The organism is Acinetobacter sp. SM34 (genome assembly GCF_022012365.1).
Lineage (GTDB): Bacteria > Pseudomonadota > Gammaproteobacteria > Pseudomonadales > Moraxellaceae > Acinetobacter.
In genome coordinates this window covers 48575-69587 of record NZ_JAKLTP010000012.1, presented here as the reverse complement: position 1 = coordinate 69587, position 21013 = coordinate 48575, and the positions used below count along the sequence as shown (strand labels likewise).

At 37.0% G+C, this 21013-nt stretch carries 21 protein-coding genes; all 21 read left to right on the top strand.

Annotated features, from left to right (window positions below; genetic code table 11):
• The first annotated feature begins 2 nt into the window (after positions 1–2).
• Positions 3–383 carry a hypothetical protein gene (locus LZZ98_RS11140; RefSeq protein ID WP_237787908.1) on the top strand — a complete coding sequence of 127 codons (381 nt, stop codon included), beginning with the start codon at positions 3–5 and terminating at the stop codon, positions 381–383.
• Positions 384–503: 120 nt separating this feature from the next.
• A complete protein-coding gene (locus LZZ98_RS11135; protein ID WP_237787907.1) occupies positions 504–806 on the top strand; it encodes a hypothetical protein in 303 nt (100 codons plus the stop codon).
• A 68-nt stretch (positions 807–874) separates the two neighbouring features.
• Positions 875–1921, top strand: coding sequence for a DUF932 domain-containing protein (locus LZZ98_RS11130; RefSeq protein ID WP_237787906.1), 1047 nt, complete (start codon positions 875–877; stop codon positions 1919–1921).
• Positions 1922–2078: 157 nt separating this feature from the next.
• Complete coding sequence (locus LZZ98_RS11125; RefSeq protein WP_237787905.1) at positions 2079–2294, top strand: hypothetical protein; 216 nt, start codon at positions 2079–2081, stop codon at positions 2292–2294.
• Positions 2295–2375: 81 nt separating this feature from the next.
• Positions 2376–3419: a YqaJ viral recombinase family nuclease gene (locus tag LZZ98_RS11120; protein WP_237787904.1), complete on the top strand. Its 1044-nt coding sequence runs from the start codon at positions 2376–2378 to the stop codon at positions 3417–3419.
• A gap of 112 nt (positions 3420–3531) precedes the next feature.
• Positions 3532–4425, top strand: coding sequence for a recombination directionality factor (locus tag LZZ98_RS11115; RefSeq protein ID WP_237787903.1), 894 nt, complete (start codon positions 3532–3534; stop codon positions 4423–4425).
• 92 nt (positions 4426–4517) lie between these two features.
• Positions 4518–4748, top strand: a complete 231-nt coding sequence (locus tag LZZ98_RS11110; RefSeq protein ID WP_237787902.1) for a helix-turn-helix transcriptional regulator — start codon at positions 4518–4520, stop codon at positions 4746–4748.
• 73 nt (positions 4749–4821) lie between these two features.
• Entirely contained in the window at positions 4822–5406 is a 585-nt protein-coding gene (locus tag LZZ98_RS11105) for a class I SAM-dependent methyltransferase (RefSeq protein WP_237787901.1), read from the top strand.
• Positions 5399–6403: an HNH endonuclease domain-containing protein gene (locus LZZ98_RS11100; protein ID WP_237787900.1), complete on the top strand. Its 1005-nt coding sequence runs from the start codon at positions 5399–5401 to the stop codon at positions 6401–6403. The genes LZZ98_RS11105 and LZZ98_RS11100 overlap by 8 nt, the downstream gene beginning before the upstream one ends.
• Positions 6404–6585: 182 nt before the next feature.
• Complete coding sequence (locus LZZ98_RS11095; RefSeq protein ID WP_237787899.1) at positions 6586–7167, top strand: restriction endonuclease subunit S; 582 nt, start codon at positions 6586–6588, stop codon at positions 7165–7167.
• Positions 7168–7179: 12 nt separating this feature from the next.
• Entirely contained in the window at positions 7180–8427 is a 1248-nt protein-coding gene (locus LZZ98_RS11090; protein ID WP_237787898.1) for an N-6 DNA methylase, read from the top strand.
• Positions 8428–8439: 12 nt separating this feature from the next.
• Positions 8440–8703, top strand: a complete 264-nt coding sequence (locus tag LZZ98_RS11085; protein WP_154320573.1) for a DUF4258 domain-containing protein — start codon at positions 8440–8442, stop codon at positions 8701–8703.
• A gap of 164 nt (positions 8704–8867) precedes the next feature.
• On the top strand, positions 8868–11228 hold the full coding sequence (locus LZZ98_RS11080) for a type I restriction-modification system subunit M (protein WP_237787897.1): 2361 nt from the start codon (positions 8868–8870) through the stop codon (positions 11226–11228).
• A 12-nt stretch (positions 11229–11240) separates the two neighbouring features.
• Positions 11241–12530 carry a restriction endonuclease subunit S gene (locus tag LZZ98_RS11075; RefSeq protein ID WP_237787896.1) on the top strand — a complete coding sequence of 430 codons (1290 nt, stop codon included), beginning with the start codon at positions 11241–11243 and terminating at the stop codon, positions 12528–12530.
• A gap of 57 nt (positions 12531–12587) precedes the next feature.
• The gene (locus tag LZZ98_RS11070) at positions 12588–15620 is read left to right on the top strand and encodes a type I restriction endonuclease subunit R (protein WP_237787895.1); all 3033 of its coding nucleotides are present in this window, start codon (positions 12588–12590) and stop codon (positions 15618–15620) included.
• Positions 15621–15696: 76 nt separating this feature from the next.
• Positions 15697–16797 carry an ATP-binding protein gene (locus LZZ98_RS11065; RefSeq protein WP_237787894.1) on the top strand — a complete coding sequence of 367 codons (1101 nt, stop codon included), beginning with the start codon at positions 15697–15699 and terminating at the stop codon, positions 16795–16797.
• Positions 16798–16825: 28 nt separating this feature from the next.
• Positions 16826–17377, top strand: coding sequence for a DNA-binding protein (locus tag LZZ98_RS11060; RefSeq protein ID WP_237787893.1), 552 nt, complete (start codon positions 16826–16828; stop codon positions 17375–17377).
• Between the two features lie 125 nt (positions 17378–17502).
• Complete coding sequence (locus tag LZZ98_RS11055) at positions 17503–17676, top strand: hypothetical protein (RefSeq protein WP_171260619.1); 174 nt, start codon at positions 17503–17505, stop codon at positions 17674–17676.
• A gap of 75 nt (positions 17677–17751) precedes the next feature.
• Positions 17752–18630 carry a DUF4747 family protein gene (locus tag LZZ98_RS11050; RefSeq protein WP_237787892.1) on the top strand — a complete coding sequence of 293 codons (879 nt, stop codon included), beginning with the start codon at positions 17752–17754 and terminating at the stop codon, positions 18628–18630.
• Between the two features lie 79 nt (positions 18631–18709).
• Entirely contained in the window at positions 18710–19348 is a 639-nt protein-coding gene (locus LZZ98_RS11045) for a hypothetical protein (RefSeq protein WP_237787891.1), read from the top strand.
• 278 nt (positions 19349–19626) lie between these two features.
• A complete protein-coding gene (locus LZZ98_RS11040) occupies positions 19627–21012 on the top strand; it encodes a hypothetical protein (RefSeq protein ID WP_237787890.1) in 1386 nt (461 codons plus the stop codon).
• Position 21013 lies beyond the last annotated feature (1 nt).

Below are 21013 nucleotides of genomic sequence, written 5' to 3'. Positions count from 1 at the left end.
TTATGAAGCAATATTTAAAACCCATCCTGCTGGCAGTAGCGGCTGCTGCAGGCATGATGCTGTCAGGGTGCAGTTCTAGCCTTGATCCTAATACGTTTACTGTTGAAATGAATGTAGTAGATACTAGCAACTGGTATGCGCAGAACCAAGCGGCAAATGTCATCAGCATTCGTTCTAACAGTCCAGATCCAATTAATGTCACCAATGTGCTGATTAACAACGGTGAATGCAGTTACGAAGGCTATCGCAGATCGCTGGAATATCCGCAGCATTTTAAAATGGGCCTGCGTTTAAGGCTGAAATTAACCGGTTGTGGCTATGACAATGTCGTGCGCGTGGATGTTGAAACAGAAAAAGGCACTGCAAGCTATAGCTTTCAATAGTGGCTTTTAACTCTAAAAGACGAACCAAAATTTAAATCAAACCGTGTCCTTAATAGGCACGGTTTTTTTATGCCCTTAATTCAGCTTGTCGTACTCAATTCATTTAACAAGGAATATTCAATGTCCTTAATTCAATGCCCTTATTGTCAGTCTACTCATGTCAAGCAGATGGATTCAAGTCATGCAAACGCCAATTATTTCGAACAACTGCAACGCAGTATTTCACCGACACAGATGGCGCTGTTCGGCATGCAGCTTGCCAAAAAGGCAGGATTTCCGCCTTTTACAGGCGCTGCCATCGGTGTTGTGGTGGGTGGTGTATTGATCATCGTCAGTCAGTACTGCTATGGAAAATATTATAGCAATGCGGAGCAGTATATCTGTCAGGACTGCCATCAGCATTTTGCTTGGGCCAAGCCTTAACACCTTTTACAGCTGATTATTTTTAAATATTTTAATTCAAACAATTTATAGGTACAGGAATTAACACTATGGCACATCAAATTGAAAAAATGGCTTATGTCGGTGAAACCCCTTGGCATGGTCTTGGCAATCAGCTCGCACAAAATCAACCGATTGAAGTCTGGGCGAAACAGGCAGGCATGGATTGGCGTATTGAATCATCCATTGTCAGCTACATGGCACAGAATGAACGCGGGCAAAGCATCATCATGCCCTATGAAGAACAGCGTGTACTTTACCGTTCAGATACCCATGCACCTTTATCTGTGGTCAGTCAGCGCTATCAGGAAGTCCAGCCTGCTGAGGTATTAGAGTTCTACCGTGATTTAACTGAACAATCAGGTTTTGAACTAGAAACTGCAGGTGTATTGAAAGGCGGAAAGAAGTTTTGGGCTTTGGCTAAAACGGGGCAGACGGCAGCGCTCAAAGGCAAAGATGTCAGTAATGGTTATATCTTGCTGGCAACGGGCTGTGATGGAACACTAGCGACAACTGCACAATTCACTTCAATTCGTGTGGTATGCAATAACACCTTAGCGATTGCGTTGAAAGGACAGAACAGCAGCGTCGGTGTGGTTAAAGTTCCGCATAGCACCCGCTTTGATGCCCAAAAGATTAAACAGCAGTTAGGTATTTCAGTGCGTGCATGGGATGAACATATGTATGAAATGAAACAGCTCAGTCAGCGTAAAGTAACTCAAAGTGAGGCAGCAGCTTATTTTGATGCCGTGTTTAACAACAGCAGCTTGAGTCCGATAGAACAGGACGAAGGTATTATTCAGTTCTACCGCAACGTAGCCACACAATCCAATTCAGCCACTAAAGCTGAAAATAAGATGGAACCGAATGGACGTGCTATGTCGAAAGTCATGACTATGTTTAATGGGCATGGACGTGGGGCAGAACTCAGTTCAGCTAAAGATACTGCTTATGGCTTACTGTGTTCTATTACGGAATTCTGTGACCATGAAAGAAGAGCCATGAGTCAGGACCATCGACTTGATTCAGCTTGGTTTGGTGCAGGTGCAGGACTCAAGCAGCGTGGGTTGGAACAAGCGTTACGTTTGATTATATAAATTTTCTTCGTAAATATGGTTTTCAGAAATAACTTAGCTGAATTTAATAACAAGCTTAAATGTCATTAATTGCATAGAATTCCAAGTAGTAACATTGAAAAGACTAAATGAAACTCCACTAACTATTAGCAAGATAAATAGTAAAATGGAGAGTAAAGTGAGTAGAAATTCAATTAAGCAATTAGGGGATGAAAAGTTTTTATTAAAAATGAAAGATAAAAAATCTTTTGATATTTTAGTAGAGACAATAAAAGGTAGTTTTGGTTACTCCTTTAATCAAGGTCTTCAATTAAATGCAGACCTTTTAGAAATTAAAATAGAAGGCGTTTCTGAAGAAAACCTAAAGCGACATTTAGCAGTCGTCTCATTTTAAAATAGATCCATTTAGAAATATCAAACCATATCTTCGGATGTGGTTTTTTTATGCCCAAAATTTAAAATAGAGGAATTCACAATGAATCATTTATCAAATCTACCTGCAGCATCTGCACAGCCTAAAGTATTTAGTCCTGCTAAACTTTTCAATGCTAAACGTTTTGTGGAGACTAAGAAGCTCAGTCAGGCCGAATGGCTAGAAGTGCGCAGACAAGGCATCGGCAGCAGTGACTGCGCAGCAGCCTGTGGGCTCAACCCTTATATGTCGATGCTGGAATTGTGGATGATCAAGACAGGACGGATCAAGCAATCGATTGAGGATGAAAGTGAAGGTCATGCTCCGCTGTATTGGGGTAAGCGTTTAGAGCCCTTGGTCGCTGAGTATTACAGCATGCATACCAACTATAAAGTCCGCCGTGTCAATGCTGTGCTGCAGCATCCTGATCCAGACAAGCATTTCATGTTAGCAAACTTAGATTATTCTGTAGTGGGTGACGCAGATGTGCAGGTTCTAGAATGTAAAACCGCAGGGGAATATGGCGCTAAGCTGTGGCGGGATGGTGTGCCTCTATATGTGCTGTGTCAGGTTCAGCATCAATTGGCGGTGACTGGAAAGAAGGCAGCCCATATCTGCGTGCTGATTTGCGGACATGAAACCCGCATATTTAAAGTGATCCGTTCAGAATCGGTGATTCAGCACATTGTGAATGCGGAACGTTACTTCTGGGAGTGCGTGGAAAAGGATACACCGCCAGATGCAGATGCCAGTGAGTCGGCCGCTAAAGCTTTGCAATTACTGTATCCTGAGCATGTACCGCTTAGTACAACAGATTTCTCGTTAGATGATCAAGCTAACCAACAGTTTGAGCAGCTGATCCAAGCACGCAATCATATTGAAAAACACCAAGAGCAATTCGATCTGCTGAAGCACCAGCTGCAGGCCAAGATGCAGGAGGCCGAACGTGCGACCTTTAAAGCTGGTTCGGTGACATGGAAAAAGGCCAAAGACTCGATTAGCTTAGATAGCAAAGCACTACTAAAACAGTACCCTGAATATCTGAACCAATTCCCACAAAGTAAATCTGGTTCAAGACGCTTCAATATTTACGCAGATGATGAATGAGATGAAATCAATCTTCGCTCTTCACAAGCAAATCAATTTAAGGCCATAACGATCCCATGCCAAACAGCATGGGATTTTTTATGCCGATTTCATTGTTAAAAAGAGAAATATCATGATTAAAGGTTTAGCAATCACACCGCCTATTTTAGGGCGAATCAGCATTGGCCGAATGGTCGAAAAGAATGGAAAGCGTCTGCCTGAAAAGGATGACCAATTCACCATTACCAGTCAAATCCAAAGTAAAGATAGTGGTTGGATCAAACATCCGTTAGATGAACAGCTGCGGGCTAAAGCATCCAATCAAAAACTCCGCTCAATTCCTGTACGGATGGTCTTCAATGATCCTGAGCTGAATCTGCGTGCAGAGTACAGCTTATTTGACCGTCAAACCGGACGACCCGTTTGTGTGGGTAATGGTGAAACCTGCCAGCGCTTGACTAGTAAAGGTGTAGAGCAGCATCCTTGTCCATCACCTGATTTATGCTCAATGGCTCAAGGCGGGCACTGTAAGCCTTATGGGCGACTGCATGTCAATTTAGATGAGTCGGATGAGCTTGGCACATTTATCTTTAGAACCACGGGTTTTAACAGCATAAGGACCTTAGCTGCACGGCTGAGTTACTACCATGCAGCATCGAATGGTTTACTTTCATGTTTGCCATTGCAACTGACCCTTCGGGGTAAATCCACGACCCAAAGCTATCGCCAGCCTGTGTATTACGTGGATTTAACTTTACGTGAAGGAGTCGATTTAAAGTTAGCAATACAGACTGCTAAAGAAATTGATCAACAGAGTAAATCGAGCGGTTTTAATCAGGAAGCTTTAGATCACAAGGCGAGACAGGGTTATGCAAATGCAGTTTTTGAAATGGATTCAGGTGATGGGTTAGACGTTATTGAAGAGTTTTATCCATCTGATGAAGGCATCGATGATGCTCAACAAAAGAAAACCACAAGCTTGAATTTACAGAATGAGTTACAGCGTTCTGTTCAAACTTTGAATTGAATGATTGTTGAGGTTTAAGCAGATTAAATTTTTACGGAGCTGCATATCATTTGAGCGAATAACTGCTCGCATGAATGATTAGGAGTAAACTCATGAATGCGTTTGTTGGTCAAACTTTTCAAATGAATCAACTCATCAGTATTAAACAAGTTGTAGAAATTGTAGGTGTTGCACGTTCTACCATCTATGAAATGATGGATGAGAACTCCCCCTATTATGATCCAACTTTTCCAAAGAAAGTAAAGATCACCCAAAACCGTATCGGCTGGTCAGCTTTAGAGATCCATCGGTGGATTGAAAATAAGTTGGCAAGCCGTGAATAATTGGGGAGCTGATGCTCCCTTATTTTTTTGTTTTCGAGTAGACTGAATATGTCTTATAACCTAATAGTTATTAATGAAAACAATAGATTACTACAATAATTTTGCAGATGCTTTTGCTGAAGCAACTTTGCACGTCGATATGGCTGGTTTATACCAACCATTTTTAACTGAGTTGCCTAAAACAGCTCGTATCCTTGATGTTGGTTGTGGGTCAGGTCGTGACACTTTAGCTTTTAAAAATAAAGGTTATGAGGTTGATGCAATTGATTATTCAGAAGAGCTTGTAAAGAGAGCGACTCAACTTACTGGTGTTCACGTGAAGTTTAAGAGCTTTTATGAAGTTAATGAACTCGAGGTTTATGATGGAATTTGGGCATGTGCATCTTTATTGCATTGTGAGCGTGATCGCTTAGCTGAAGTCATTGGGCAGTTGATAACAGCCTTAAAACCAAATGGTGTGCTGTATATGTCATTTAAGTATGGCGACAGTGACCGAGAAAAAGATGGTAGGGCTTTTACGGATTTAGATGAGGCTCAGGCAAAAGCATTACTTCAGCTCTTTGATGATGTTGAACAAAACCAGCAATGGATTACGCTAGATCAGCGACCTGATCGTCAAGAAAAATGGCTCAATTTGCTTTGGAAAAAACATGGCTGATTTAATTCCTACAGCACAAGAACAGCTCAAATTTCTAAAGAATATTCAGCTGATTTTACAGTCAGGAAATTTTAGCAGTACCTATAAGTTTGCTTTACTTATTAGCCTAAGCCGATTGGCGATTGAAAAAGGTGAAGACGCAGGTGGAAGTCTATCGCTCGAATATACAGATATTGCTGAAAAGTTTATCGAGTTGTATTGGAAGCAGACTGTGCCATATACCTTTAATGATGAAGGTCAGCTGATCCTAAATCAAAACAATGGCAAGCAAGCAGCCATAGTGAATCGCATTATTGCATTAAGGCAGAGCTACTCATCTCTTGGATTATTAAGACGAGATTCATTGGTGTGGCTGAAGTTAGTTAAAGATGTGGCTCGCACTGTGAGAGAAATGCCTGTCCGTTATCTGCAAAACATCAATGGTCAAAATTTTGAGTTTATATTTCAGCTTAATCAGTGCGGAAAGAAACTCATTCTTTTGCCTCAAGTGATGTATTGCTTACGCCAATTTAGCGAGATTATTGAAGAACTTTGTCAGAAACGGTGGATTGATTACATCCGAAAGAACAGCAGTAATGCACAAATTCTGAATCAATTACCGAACCTTGAACAATTCATGTTTGAGCCGAGTCGGAGCCAGTTAAATGCTGTGGCAAATGTTTTGGTTGAGCTACAAGACTGTAAATGCTTCTACTGTAATAAGCCAATGAAAAAAGGCAATTATGCAGTTGATCATTTTATCCCTTGGTCAATGTATCCATCGGATACGGGGCATAACTTTGTATTGGCAGATTCAAGCTGTAATTCTAAGAAAAGTAATTTATTAGCTTCAGATGAGTTTTTGCGTAAGTGGAAAGAACGTAATGAAGAGCATGATTTGATTATTGTGGATCAAATTTCTGTGCTGGGCTTTCTGACTGATAAAGAGCGTTCGCTTAAGGTGGCGGAGTGGGCTTATGCTCAGGGACGTGAAAATGGATATGTTTTTTTCAACTAATAATTAAAGTCTTTAAATCTTAACTACAGCTTGTCCAACATTTCGATATTTAAGTATAAATCAGAAGTTTCTATGTTTTAATTTAAAAAGTTTTACAAAAACTATTTACAGGTTGGTTTGTTGAGGCTAATATCTGCTTATGGTTTAAAAATAGTTTTTATAAAAACAATTTTGAGGTAATTATGAAACTAAATGAATTATGCTTGAGTATTATTGTTGGTATCAATAAGTTTAACGATGCCGAAGCAGAAAATCTTGTGAAAGCATCTTTGCTGACAGGGCAGAGCCTGAATGACAATGGTTTTCTTAATGTAAATATTGATACAACAAAAATAGTATTTGTTGATCAAGACCTTATCGAAAAAAAGAAACTCAAAGCAGGTGATATTGTCTTCTTATCGAAGGGAACAAGTCTACGTGCTGCAATTGTGACATCTGAACAGGAACAATTAAATCTGTTGGCTCCCGCAACCTGTCTAGTGATCAAGGTTAATTCAAACCTTGTGTTGCCTGAATTTTTAACCGTGTTCTTAAATAGTGAGTATGGTCAAGCTGTACTCACTAGCCTGAATAAAGGCACTGTAATTATGAATATCCCTGTCAGTGGCTTAAAGGATATTGAAATCAATTTACCTGACCTTTCTAAGCAAGAAATTATTGCGCAAGCATTATACCAACATCATCAGGCATTGATGTTATTGGATGAGATGAAAAAAGCGCATTTAAACGTGATGGAAGCAACAATCCAGAAGCTGATTGCTTAGGAGGCTATGAGAATGAATATTTCAAAAGAAATTTTAAAATATGTAGATTTACTACGTGGTGAAATGCCTATACAAGAATCAGTGCAGTTGTTTTCAGTCATTGCTGTCATGGTAAAAAATGATGTGGATGGGATCAGTAATTTATTACGCTTAAATAAGCAAGACACTGTTGATCAACTGAAATTAAAGACAGCATCAGATGAAAAATTACAGTGGTTTAATTCGAACTTGTTTACCGTTAGTAGTGCACAATTGCAAGAAATCATACAATTTTTTGTAGATCTGAATCGTTCTAATTCAGACTATGAGATTCAAGTATTTACAATGCTGAAAGAGCTATATCTCTCATTAAAATTTGAAAGTATAGATTCTGAGGTGATTAGTAATATATTTAAGAAGATGGTTGGATCATGCAAGGGTAAAACCTTATATGACGGAGCCTGTGGACTTGGGGTTACGTCAATAGCATTACAGGCTGAGAAAACAATTTTACGAGATATTAATACTACAACTACTGGTATTGCTTCTATCTTAGCTGACTTAGCAAGTATGAATGTTGATATTAAACGTTCAGATTCATTGGTTGATAATGAAGTCTCACATGGTGTTGATCTTGTTGTAAGTAATCCACCTATTGGTGTACGAGTACAATCGCAATTAGTGTCAGGTAATGAATACTTAAAAGAGCAATTTATTCAGGCAAAAATTCCTTCAAGTGCATCTGAAAGCCTGTGGATTCAACAAGCTCTTTATCAGCTCAATGCTCAAGGGAAAGCATATTTACTTATTATCCCAGGTTGGTTATTCCGAGGGGGATATGATGCTGAGCTACGTGAAAAACTAGTTGAAAAAAATTTGGTTGAATCTGTAACGCTTTTACCTGCTGGTACGCTTTTAAATTCAGCTGTGGAAATGAGTATATTAGTTTTGAATAAGGCGAAAGACTCCCATGACATTCGCTTAGTTGATGGTCGAAATTTTGGTGTCAAAAAACGAGGCAAACTTGTACTTACTGATGAAGAAACTCAACACATTGTCAATTTAATTAATGGACATGATACCGTATCGAATTTGGTGAAAGACGTTTCGATTCAAGAGGTTCGATCTAAGAAGTATAGCTTGCACTGTTCAGAGTATTTTGAGCATGAATTGAATCTAGCAGAACTTGATTTGGATGAGCAGTTGAAAGCATTGGTTACTTTGCAAAATGAATATTCAATCACTCAAGCTAAACTTAATCAATTGCTTAGCCAAATTTAAGGGAGAGATGTCATGTACGATACCAAGCATGTTCAGAAACGAGCACAACAGCGTGGCATTACCAAAGACATGATCAACTTTACTTTAGATCATGGGGTCATCCAAGGTGATCGATGGTTCCTGAATCGGAAATTGTTGAATGAAACAATTCATGAGCTCGAAGCTCAATTAAAAGTTGCCAAGCGACTCAGAGATAAAGGTGGAGTGGTTGTGGTAGCAGATGGAGAGGCTTTGCTGACGACCTATGACTATGACAGTCGCAAGATGGCGTATTAAGTTGGGTTTCAACATTATCGAACGTAAGAAAATTTTCAAATCAAGCTTTAGCGACAATAAATGTCGCTAAGCTGAGAAATTGTCATTTGCTAGCGATTATTCAAATGTAGAATAGGGTTAGTTAAATGCAAGTTATTACAAAATATATATTTTTAGGTTAATACATGGATCATTTAGTTCACAACAAATTAGTTTCTTTTATCTGGTCAATTGCAGATGACTGCTTACGTGACGTTTATGTACGTGGTAAGTACCGTGACATCATTTTACCGATGGTAGTATTACGTCGTTTAGATACCTTATTGGAACCAACCAAAGCTGAAATCTTAGCCGAAGTTCAAGACCAACAATCTGAGCCTGATTTTGTTGAATTAGATGATCTACCACTGCGTCATATTTCAGGCTATGTGTTTTACAACACCTCGCAATGGACGCTTAAAAGCCTATTTGAAACAGCAACCAATAATCAGCAAATTTTATTGGCAAACTTTGAAGACTATTTACGTGGTTTTAGCGATAACGTTAAAGAGATTATCGACTGCTTTAATTTGTTTGCTCAAATCCGCCACATGGCAAATAAAGACGTATTGCTTGATGTATTAGAAAAATTTGTATCGCCATACATCAACCTCAGCCCATTTGAAACACAAGATCCGAATGGCTATAAGCTCGGTGGTTTGTCCAACCTTGGTATGGGTTATGTCTTTGAAGAACTGATCCGTAAATTTAATGAAGAAAATAATGAAGAGGCAGGAGAGCACTTTACCCCACGTGAAGTGATTGATCTCATGACGCACTTAGTCTTTGACCCAATCAAAGACCGTATTCCGTATGCCTTGTCTGTATATGACCCTGCTTGCGGTAGTGGCGGTATGCTCACCGAAGCGCAAAACTTTATTGAAGAGCGTTATAGCGATGAAGATCGTGACATCTTCCTCTATGGTAAAGAGATTAACGATGAAACCTATGCCATTTGTAAATCTGACATGATGATTAAGGGCAATAACCCTGAAAACATTCGTGTGGGTTCAACACTGGCAAGTGATGAGTTTGCTTCAACACGTTTTGACTTTATGTTGTCTAATCCTCCGTATGGTAAAAGCTGGGCATCAGATCAAAAATACATTGTTGAAGATAAAAAAGTTATCGACCCACGTTTTAAGGTTGAGCTTAAAAACTATTGGGGTGAGTTAAAAGAAGAAGATGCAACGCCACGTTCAAGCGATGGTCAGTTGCTTTTCCTGATGGAAATGGTTAGCAAAATGAATTCGCCTGAGCAAAATGGTATTGGTAGCCGTATTGCTTCTGTTCATAATGGTTCGAGCTTATTTACAGGTGATGCAGGTGGCGGTGAATCCAACATACGTCGTTACATCATTGAAAATGATTTGCTGAATGCCATCATTCAATTGCCAAATAACTTGTTCTATAACACGGGTATTACCACCTATATTTGGTTGTTATCCAATAACAAGCCTGAATCACGTAAAGGTAAAGTACAACTGATTGATGCAAGTTTGCTTTACCGTAAGTTGCGCAAAAACTTAGGGCAAAAGAACTGCGAGTTTGCGCCTGAGCATATTGAAGAAATTTTAAATGTGTACCTCAATGGGCAAGATGTTGAGCGTGGTTTAGATGCCAATAACGATCCAGTTGGTTTAGCATCTAAAGTGTTTATTAACAGTGATTTCGGTTATTACAAAGTCAATATCGAACGTCCTGACCGTCGTAAAGCGCAGTTTAGTTTGGAGCGTTTACAGCCATTACGTTTTGATAAGTCTTTGCTTGAGCCAATGGAATATATGTTTGCTGAATATGGTGAGGCGATTTACCAAGCAGGCAAGCTCAAAGAAGTGGAAAAAGATGTTTTAGATTGGTGTGAGAAGCAAGAGATTAGCTTAAATACCAAAGCAAAAGCGAAGCTGTTTGATATTAAACATTGGATTTCACTCAAGACATTATTCGAATCTGCTCATGCGATTATGGCGCAAGTGGGTGAAGCGGAATCAAGTGACTTTAACGTATTTAAAGACAACGTAGATAAAGCAATTAAAGCCCTTGGTTTAAAGCTGTCTGCTTCTGAGAAGAACGCTATTTTAAATGCCGTAAGCTGGTATGACGAAACAGCTGAGAAAGTGCTGAAAAAAGTCGAAAAACTGAATGAACAAAAGCTAGCACAGTTACTTGAGAAATTAGGCTGTGAAGAGTTTGACCTAGCCGACTTTGGTTATTATGCAACAGGCAAAAAAGGCGAATACATCACCTATGAAAGCAATGCTGATATTCGTGACAGTGAGTCTGTACCGTTAAATCAGCATATTCACCAATATTTCTTAGATGAAGTAAAACCGCATGTGGATGAAGCATGGATTAATTTGGATTCTGTGAAAATTGGTTATGAGATCAGTTTTAATAAGTATTTCTACCAACATAAGCCGTTGCGTTCGCTTGAAGATGTGGCTCAGGATATTTTGAATCTTGAGAAACAAGCTGATGGTTTGATCGCACAGATTTTGGGTCTTTAAGGGGAAAGCATAATGTTTAATAGATATGATGCTTATAAGGATTCAGGTATCGATTGGGTAGGAAAAATTCCTGCTCATTGGAACGTATTAAAATTGGGGAGTATTTTTGAGCAAAGAAATCAAAAAGTTTCAGATCAAGATTATCCAGCTCTTTCTGTCACGAAAAATGGTATTGTCCCACAATTAGATAATGCAGCTAAAACTAAAGATGGGGATAACCGTAAATTAGTTCTGAAAGGTGATTTTGTCATTAATAGCCGTTCAGATCGTAAAGGTTCAAGTGGATTATCTTCGCTTGATGGCTCTGTATCATTAATTAATATTGTATTAAAGCCCAAAAAAATTGAACCGAAATTTTCTCATCATCTAATGAAGTGCAATGCATTTATTGAAGAGTATTATCGAGTTGGTCGAGGTATTGTGGCTGATTTATGGACAACTCGATTTGAAGAAATGAAAACGATGAATTTAGCCCTTCCAAGTGTAGAAGAGCAAAGACAAATTGCGGATTTTATAGATCAAAGACTAGTTGAAATCGACCAAGCCATTGCCATTAAAGAACAGCAAATTACTTTACTCAATGAACGTAAGCAGATTGTGATTCAAAAAGTAGTGACGCAAGGTTTAAATCCAAATTTACCAATGAAAGATTCGGGCGTGGAATGGATTGGGCAGATTCCTGAGCATTGGAAATGCGTAAAACTTAAATACTTTATAGATCTAATACCAGGTTACGCTTTTAAAAGTGAAGAGTACTCATCTAATGATAAGGATATTAAGCTTTTACGAGGGATCAATGTTTCACCTAATCAGATCAAATGGTCTGAGACAGTGTATTGGCCTAGCGAAAAGGTAGATATGTATGAAGAATATCTCTTACAAGAAGGAGATATTGTGATTGCAATGGATAGACCTTGGGTTTCAGGGGGCATAAGAATTGCTGAAATTGGTAAGCATGATTTACCTGCCTTATTACTTCAGCGCGTGGCTAGAATGCGTAGTAAAGTAGGGATTAGTAATAAGTATTTAAAACTTTTATTAACTAATGACCTATTTTTAGCATATTTCACTCCTATGCTAACAGGTATCAGTGTGCCACATATAAGTGGAAATCAGATTGAAAATTTCATATGTCCACTTCCTAATATTGATGAGCAAAATCAAATTATTCAATATTTGGAACAGAATTTAAGTGAGATCAAAAAAGCGAAAGAGTTGTTATTAACTCAAATCGAAAAGCTGAAAGAATATAAAACCACGCTGATTAATGATGCTGTTACAGGAAAATTTAAAGTGGCTTAAATCTTTATCTAGCTTTTAAAAATATAAACCGCCAATGCAGAGCGTAGAGGAATACTTGTGAACAAAAATTTAAATGAACTGGCTTTAGAAAAAAACATCGAACGTGCATTGGTCGGTATTTGTAAAGAAGATCTTGCTCAAGGCATAGCTCAAATCCATTCGGGTTTGGGCTATGTCATCGGGCAAGTGTCCGACTTTAATACAGACTATGCGATTGATGAAAAATTGTTTTTTCGATTTTTAGAAACAACCCAAAAAGACAGCTTAGATGCCTACAAAGCCTATAACAAAAACGACCGGAAACAAAAAATTCTAGGACGTTTTGACAAGCTGATTAAAAAACATGGCATTGCCTATATGCTCAAAAAAGGCATGGCACTAGATGAACAACATTTTCATTTTATGTACCCATGCCCATTGGCAAGCAGTAGCCAATCGGTCAAACAAAATTTTGCGTCTAATATCTTTAGCGTGACACGACAAGTGCAGTATTCACTAAAAAACCGTCGTGAAGAAATTGATATGGTCATCTTTCTAAATGGCTTGCCGTTGGTGACGATGGAACTTAAAAACGCATGGACGAATCAAACAGCACGTTATCACGGTCAAAAACAATATCGTGAAGATCGTGACCCAACACAGCCATTACTGATGCCTGCACGTTGCTTGGTACATTTTGCTGTCGATACCGATGAAGTCTATATGACTACCAAATTAGAAGGCAAAAAGACTTACTTCTTGCCATTTAACAAAGGCACAGCTTCAGGTGGACAAGGTAATCTTGTTAATCCGAATGGCTATAAAACGGCATACCTGTGGGAAGAAATCTTTGTTAAAGAAAGCTTGGTCAATATTGTTCAGCACTTTGTCCGTTTAGACGGTAAAGATACAGATCAACTCAGCAAACGCACCTTGTTTTTCCCACGTTATCATCAACTTGATGTGGTACGTAAAATCATTCGTGATGTGTCACAACATGGCGTAGGCAAGCCGTATCTGATTCAGCATTCAGCAGGTTCAGGTAAGTCTAACTCGATTACGTGGGCAGCCTTTCAGCTCATTGAAGCTTATCCAAACAATGCACTCGCAGCAGGAAAACGAGCATTACATCAACCGTTGTTTGACTCAGTGATTGTAGTGACAGACCGTAAAATTTTGGATAAACAACTTCGGGACAATATTAAAGATTTCTCTGAAATCAAAAACATTATTGCGCCTGCACTGAGTAGTGCTGAGCTCAAAAGTGCTTTAGAAACCGGTAAAAAGATTATTATCACCACGATTCAAAAGTTCCGCATCATTTGGGATAACGTGACCGACTTAAGTGATAAAAACTTTGCCATCATTATTGATGAAGCACATAGCTCACAGTCAGGCGAAGGGCATAACAGCATGAACAGAGCAATGGGCAATGAAGCCTTAAAAGCTGCCGATGATGTTCAAGACATACTTGTCGCAATGATGACCACACGTAAAAAACGTGAAAATGTCTCGTACTTTGCATTTACAGCAACGCCTAAAAACACCACTTTAGAAAAGTTTGGTCAGCAAGATTCAACAGGTAAGTATGTACCATTCCATCTATACGGTATGAAGCAAGCTATTGAAGAAGGCTTCATTTTAGATGTGTTGGCAAACTATACGACCTATAAGAGCTTCTATGAGATTCAAAAGTCGATTGAAGATAATCCGATGTTTGAGTCGAAAAAAGCACAGCGTATTTTAAGAGCCTATGTAGAAGCATCACAACAATCGATTGATGCTAAATCCAGCATTATGCTTGAGCACTTTATTGACAATGTGGTCAATAAGAAAAAGCTCAAAGGTGTAGCAAAGGGCATGGTGGTGACACAAAGCATAGAAGCTGCGATCCGCTATTACTTGTCACTTAAAAAATTGCTAGATCAAAAAGGCAATCCATTTAACATCATGATTGCATTCTCCGGTGAGAAAGAAGTTGATGGTACAACCTATACTGAAGAATCGCTGAATGGCTTTAATGACGCTAAAACCAAAGAAAAATTTGATTTAGATGAAAACCGAATTTTGGTGGTGGCAAACAAATACCTGACTGGTTTTGATCAGCCTAAACTGACCACAATGTATATTGATAAAAAGCTTACAGGAGTACTATGTGTACAGGCTTTGTCACGTTTAAACCGTGCAGCACCTAAATACAATAAACGCACGGAAGACTTGTTTATCTTAGATTTTTACAATGACATTGATGATGTTAAAAATGCCTTTGATGATTTCTATACCTCGACTTCATTGTCTGAAGCAACAAATGTCAATGTGCTGAATGATATTAAAACGGCATTAGATGACAAAGGCATTTATGAATTACATGAAGTCGTGAAGTTTAATGAACTGTTCTTTAGTAATGCATCAGGCAGCGATTTAAGTCCAATTATTGATACCGTTGCAGCTCGATTTGACGCAGAGAGGAAAGGCTCGTGGGAACATGAGCAACGTGTTGATTTTAAAGTAAAGGCTAAACAGTTCGTTAAAATTTATGCTCAAGTCTCCTCGATTATACAGTTCAATAAAAAGGAATGGGAGCAATTGTATTGGTTCTTAAAATTCCTTATTCCAAAACTGAATGTACAAGATGGACGATTGAATGGTATTGATGATTTATTAGAATCAGTCGATTTAAGTACTTATGCCTTAAAGCGTGAGCATATCAATATAAGCATTACGCTTGATGCAGAAGAGACAGTTTTAGATCCACAAAATCCAAACCCTCGTAATCCAAGCGAAGAAAATGATGATGAAACCTTAGATGATATTATTTCTAAGTTTAACGAGAAATGGTTTCAGGACTGGAGTGCAACACCACAAGATCAACGAGTGATTATCATTGATTTAGTGAAGCGTATTCAGCAACATCAAAACTTTATGAAAAAGTATAAACAGACGCAAGATCCACAAAACAGAGCATTGGTATTTAAAAAGATGCTCGATGAAATTATGGTGGTACAGCGTAAGAATATGGTGGACTTGTATAACCTTTACCGTAAAGACTCTGCATTCCAAGATACGTTTAGTCAGACCTTGGAAAACTTGATTGAGATGGAAGAGGTTTAGTATTACTTATAGAAGTCATCATTAATGGTGACTTCTATTTAGCCTAAATTATTTAAAAATATTTGAGGGGGGATGGGTGAGAGAATCGATAGCAAATGTTTTGGATGTAAGACCTAATTTAAAAGGTTCTGAAATAGCAGCAATTCTTGGTTGGCATAAAAAAGAAATAAACTCATTTCTAGCGCAGAATACAGATGTTTATATAAGAGATGATGCTAATTTTACTTGGAGCAACAAAGACCCATTAAATGTAAAGGAAATAAAAATTGATTTTCCCTCTGGGTGGATAGATGCAAACACATATGAGAATGAAGTTCTAGCAGGACATGATTTTTTTATAAACAGAGGCAGAGTATCTTTCATTTTTAAAAAAAATACTAAATTATTAATGGAAGTCATAGCTAGATTTATTTCATTGATAAATCAGCTAAATGATTATGGAATTAAGGTTGTTATAGATCTTGAAAATTGTACTGCTTCACATGGTTATTTAAATAGAGCAGGTTTTTTTGAACTCACTAATACAGGTATTATCATCTTACCTAAGCGACCTAGTCACTCAACTGCGCAGCAGTTTAAAGGGAATTGTCGTTCTTTAGTTGAATTTGGTGAAATTTGTCCAAAGAGTGAAAATAAACAATTAAAAAATGACTTGAGGACAAGTTTCATTACGCAGACATCATCAGAATATGCGAATGTAGCAACTCTATTTTTTGCTGAGTTTATTGGGAATGTCAGTGATCATAGTGAGTCTAAATTGAAGGGATTTGCTGGATTACAGCTATATAGTCCACCGAATTCAAAACAGCATATACAAGCTGTAATTTCTGATAGTGGTAGAGGAGTAGTGGCAACATTAAGGACAACTCTTAAACATAACTATCCAGATCTATATAAAAAATATCCTGAGGGGCATGAAGAATCAGATATAGGTTTGGCATTGGAAGTTTTTTCAAAAGGAAGAATTACTCGGTTTGGTAAAAGTAGTGGTAGAGGATTAGGTTTTAAAAGTACAACTGATAATGCAAGTAGGTTTGATGCAAATCTAAGTATAAGATTGAATAATTTTAGTATTCAATTGATCTATCGAAAAGGTGAGCTGATTAGTGAAGATATACTTAGAAATCTAACATATATACATGGCACACATATTTGTTTTGATTTTATAATTGACTGAAGCTGCTTAAACAGGTTAAATTTAACAGATGACTAAAAAAAATTTTATAGAGCTTAGAAAACTTGTTAACTCATCTGTTGCTTTTGGCAATCAAGAAGGGAGAGAGGTTTATCAAGCTATATCAATGTATATTGATGAACACCCTGAGTACTCTATTTTCGAGGTATCTTTACGAGGTATTGATGCTACAGATGCCTCTTTCCCGAGAGAAAGTATCGTATCACTGGCAAAGAATTTCCGTGGGGAAAAAGCTTTTTATTTAACAAATTTTAAGAACAAAGATTTAATAGATAATTGGCAATACGGTGCAGAGGCTAAAGAGCAACCTTTGTTAATCAAGCATGAAGATAAGCATCTTTGGATAGGTCCAAAAGTTAATTCAGCAACACAAGAATTGCTAGATTTTATTTATGAACAACCAAAAGTTACAACCTCTTTGATTGCTAATCATTTTGATGTTTCTATTCCGAATGCAAGCATGAAGCTAAAAAAATTATTTAATCAGGGTTATATCTTAGGTGAAAAAGAAACAGCATCTTCTGGTGGGCATGAGTTTGTTTATCGACCAATAAAAGATTAAATAATCTGATTAAACTGTTTGACTTAATCAGATTTATTGGGTTATAGTCTTCAAAAGGGCAAAAGCCCTTTTTTGAAACCACCTGATTAAACAGGTTAAGTTAAACAGAAATAGGAAATTTAGCTATGGCTACAAATCCTCCATCAGGCGATGGACATCGTAATGGAATGGTTCGAGACCGTTCCCAAACACAAACCCCAAGTGGTCATTGGGTTAAACGTGACACTGATACTGGGCGTTTTATGGATGTTAAGACATCTGATAAAACCCCTTTCAAAGGTGTTCGTAAAGAAAAATGAACAAGTAAATAATGCTCAATGGCTTTTCGAAGCCATTGAGCATCCTATTAAATTTTTGAATTAGAGGTTGTAATAATGGCGCGTAACCGTACAGTTAACTATGCTGTTGTTGATATTAAATTACTTCGAGAAGGTACAGCAGTTGAAACTTATGTCGAGCTTTTTGAGGAGCTTCGAAATAACCCTAGACAGATTCCTTTGGAACGCAATAACTATTTAAAATTTCGTTTCATTAAACCATTGAATGAAGAAAACTTACTTAATGGTTTTAGTGGTGAAGTTTTTAAAAGTAATGGAATTACAAGTGATTGGTATGACGAAGAAAAAAATGAAAGAAATCGTCATAAAAATGTAGAGGAAAACTATATTCCATCTAATTTAAAAGCAAACCCAAGATTCTTTAAATTTATATTTTTTCCTTTACATCAAAAATTGGTTTGTGAAGTGAAAGACCCTGAAAATGAGATCCAAATCGGATTGCTTGAAAAATTTTTAAAGAAGCTAATTATAACGGATAAATTGCAGGACAAATTTGGACGAATCATAGTTAGTACAGTCCCTGAAGTAATTTCGGCAGAAAAGATCATCAATTCGAAAACTTTAAAACGAATTCAAATTTGTTTAGAAAAGCTAGAAATAGGTGAGCAGTTCGATTCAGCTCACAAGGTTATTTCTTATATGGCTGATACGAATACAGAGTCTTATATTCAGACATATATCGCAGGTAAAAATGATTTTTTAAACTTAAGCGATGAGGTAAAAGAGCTCATAAAGTTTGCTGCAGAGCATGGCATTATTGAATATAAGATCGAAAATCAAGAAGGGTTAATAGAAGATAAAAGTACAGCTGAATCTAACCCTTTAATTATTAGAGTTCAGTATGATCCAGATGAAACAGATCAACATTATTTGATCCAAGCTAAAGCCTTGGAAATTGTAAGTAACATTAATTAGCGGTCAAAATTGAAGTAGTGAGGCGAGTGGGGTGTTATTTCATCCCACAGGTTTAACTAGACATTTGGAGTAATAATCATTGGATGTAGTCTTAAAATATTTACCTCTTATCATTTTTATTTACCCAATTTTATCTTGGTTAGATAGCAGAAAACGCTTTACCCATAGTGCAAAATTTTATGCTGATAGGGCGGTATCTGTTAAAAAATATGAAGAAGAAATTAAGCGAGCTGATATCACTGATTATGAAAAGAGTGCCTTTGCACAGGCAATGGTTGCCACTGAAAAACTAGGCTTTAAGGAAGTGAATATTCTTAAGCTAAAATCCGCTAATAACTTTTTTTCAATGGTTAATAAGATAAAAAAAATTAGACACAAGATAGAAGTTAAAAAAATTGGGCAGGAAGATGTATTCGTTTCAATCGATAGATCTAAGGCGTTAAAATTTAAACCAATAATTTATTTCCTTCTATATGTATCATCAGTACCAATTTTTATATCGAATAGTCTTTTAATTTTGTTGTTTAAATATTTTGGATGGAACTTATTTGTTGTCGATGCAAATACTTATATTTTTTCTCAATTTGCTATCTTAATAGTTGGAATTTTAGTAGCAATTATTGCTGCGATGAAATTCATTAATCATGAAGTCTTAATGTCATTGATTAAAGAAGATATAATTATGACAAAAGATGAATTTGAAAAAGCTCAGAATTGATAAAGTAATGTACATGATGATTTGGTTGAGCTTGGGTAAATCTGGGTTAAATAACATGGATGTTCTTTAATAGTAACAATAGTCTCAATTGCTAGTTCAACTTCCACCACCTCTATTTTTAGCATTGGTTATTTATGGCAGGATTACCATGTGGAAGACCAAATGACATATGAGTTTGTATCTCGTTGTAGAGTCAAAACCTTTGTAGATCTAAACTTTTAATTTATCTGCACATGTAGTTTTATAAGTTTATTATTAGATTTTCAGGGGGCCTGTTTTTGTCAAAGCAAATCATTCTAAACAATATATTTACTGAGTATGACGATAGTATCCATGGGGATGGAAATATTGATCCACTTGGAATGCTTGTTATTTGGTCTGGATTAGGCCGTGAAATTTTTAGCAGTAGAATTAGCTCTATTGCAAATGATCTACGAAGCTATACTGTAAATCTATTGCATCACGCAGTGATAAAATCATTAATTGAAGATTCCTCAGTAAGTTTGTCTAATAAAATATCATCAATCTATCATGACAAAAATGATCTTAAATTTAAACAGTCATGTATTTTGATGTTGGAAAATATTTATATATTTTCAATGATTAAAAACTCATTTTCCGATAACAATGTCGCCTTACAAGGTGTTCTTGGGAGTTCAAATGGGCGAAAAATCTGGGAAAGCCAATCAGCAAATCCTAAGCTAGCATTTGGCGTAGATGTTAAGGAATCACAAGTTCTGGTACGTCAACTATTGTTAGGTGTGAATGGACGTTACAAATCACCAATGATGTTTTTAGAATTTTTTGATTCAAATTATAACTATATTCAAGAGGGGCATGCTTGGGAGTATGCATCAGAATTTATAGATAAAAACCGACGGTTACGCAAATTAAAACAGAATCTCAAGGACTTTCTAGTAGAGAATATTTTAACCATTGATAGCGAAAATCCTACGATCCGATTCTCTGATATTCCTGATGAGATCAAAAAAGGTTATGGAATAAATTTTTCTACATCAAAGCATATTGGAAGTTATGCAACAGATTTTTGGTTAAAAATAACCAAACTTGATCAAAATGCACCAGGTGCTTTAAGGGAGTTAATACTTACAAAGGATGATTTGGGGTATTCAGAAATCATTGGTAAAGCAATTAATAAACCAGGGCTCGCACCTAAAGAAAAGACCAAACTTGAAAATATTTTTTCAGTTGAACCTTTACTCAGTGAAATCAGCCAATTATTCACACACCTACTCGATAAAAAGAATCATACGGTGCGGGAAGTCGAAGAAATCTGGCACAACCAATGGAACAGAAAAGTACGTACATTAAATCAATATGCTTCAAAGATAAGGCAGCATCAATTAACAGAAATTAATAAGAGTATTTCAGCCACTGCAAAATACCGTTTAGAAAAATTGCTTTTAATCGGAGAACAAACCAGTTTAGAAAATCAAATTAAAAGTTTGATTCAGTATCATTCAGAAATCATGCAGCAACGTGGCAACACGGCCTGGTTACGATTTGATGATGGCCAAATAAAATTATTTGTTAGACCAAGGCCATTATCGGAAAAAGTATCTGAAAGTACTAAAAAACACTGGGTACACCATTATTATTTGCCGGAATTTAAAATAATGCTCGATGGAATGAGGGGAAAATAAG

What these genes read in the sequence shown, in the direction of transcription:
- LZZ98_RS11090 (WP_237787898.1), top strand. Translation starts at nt 7,180, where the DNA reads ATGAATATTTCAAAAGAAATTTTAAAATATGTAGATTTACTACGTGGT.
- LZZ98_RS11100 (WP_237787900.1), top strand. Translation starts at nt 5,399, where the DNA reads ATGGCTGATTTAATTCCTACAGCACAAGAACAGCTCAAATTTCTAAAG.
- LZZ98_RS11060 (WP_237787893.1), top strand. Translation starts at nt 16,826, where the DNA reads ATGACTAAAAAAAATTTTATAGAGCTTAGAAAACTTGTTAACTCATCT.
- LZZ98_RS11055 (WP_171260619.1), top strand. Translation starts at nt 17,503, where the DNA reads ATGGCTACAAATCCTCCATCAGGCGATGGACATCGTAATGGAATGGTT.
- LZZ98_RS11110 (WP_237787902.1), top strand. Translation starts at nt 4,518, where the DNA reads ATGAATGCGTTTGTTGGTCAAACTTTTCAAATGAATCAACTCATCAGT.
- LZZ98_RS11140 (WP_237787908.1), top strand. Translation starts at nt 3, where the DNA reads ATGAAGCAATATTTAAAACCCATCCTGCTGGCAGTAGCGGCTGCTGCA.
- LZZ98_RS11080 (WP_237787897.1), top strand. Translation starts at nt 8,868, where the DNA reads ATGGATCATTTAGTTCACAACAAATTAGTTTCTTTTATCTGGTCAATT.
- LZZ98_RS11050 (WP_237787892.1), top strand. Translation starts at nt 17,752, where the DNA reads ATGGCGCGTAACCGTACAGTTAACTATGCTGTTGTTGATATTAAATTA.
- LZZ98_RS11130 (WP_237787906.1), top strand. Translation starts at nt 875, where the DNA reads ATGGCACATCAAATTGAAAAAATGGCTTATGTCGGTGAAACCCCTTGG.
- LZZ98_RS11135 (WP_237787907.1), top strand. Translation starts at nt 504, where the DNA reads ATGTCCTTAATTCAATGCCCTTATTGTCAGTCTACTCATGTCAAGCAG.
- LZZ98_RS11075 (WP_237787896.1), top strand. Translation starts at nt 11,241, where the DNA reads ATGTTTAATAGATATGATGCTTATAAGGATTCAGGTATCGATTGGGTA.
- LZZ98_RS11105 (WP_237787901.1), top strand. Translation starts at nt 4,822, where the DNA reads ATGAAAACAATAGATTACTACAATAATTTTGCAGATGCTTTTGCTGAA.
- LZZ98_RS11115 (WP_237787903.1), top strand. Translation starts at nt 3,532, where the DNA reads ATGATTAAAGGTTTAGCAATCACACCGCCTATTTTAGGGCGAATCAGC.
- LZZ98_RS11120 (WP_237787904.1), top strand. Translation starts at nt 2,376, where the DNA reads ATGAATCATTTATCAAATCTACCTGCAGCATCTGCACAGCCTAAAGTA.
- LZZ98_RS11085 (WP_154320573.1), top strand. Translation starts at nt 8,440, where the DNA reads ATGTACGATACCAAGCATGTTCAGAAACGAGCACAACAGCGTGGCATT.
- LZZ98_RS11095 (WP_237787899.1), top strand. Translation starts at nt 6,586, where the DNA reads ATGAAACTAAATGAATTATGCTTGAGTATTATTGTTGGTATCAATAAG.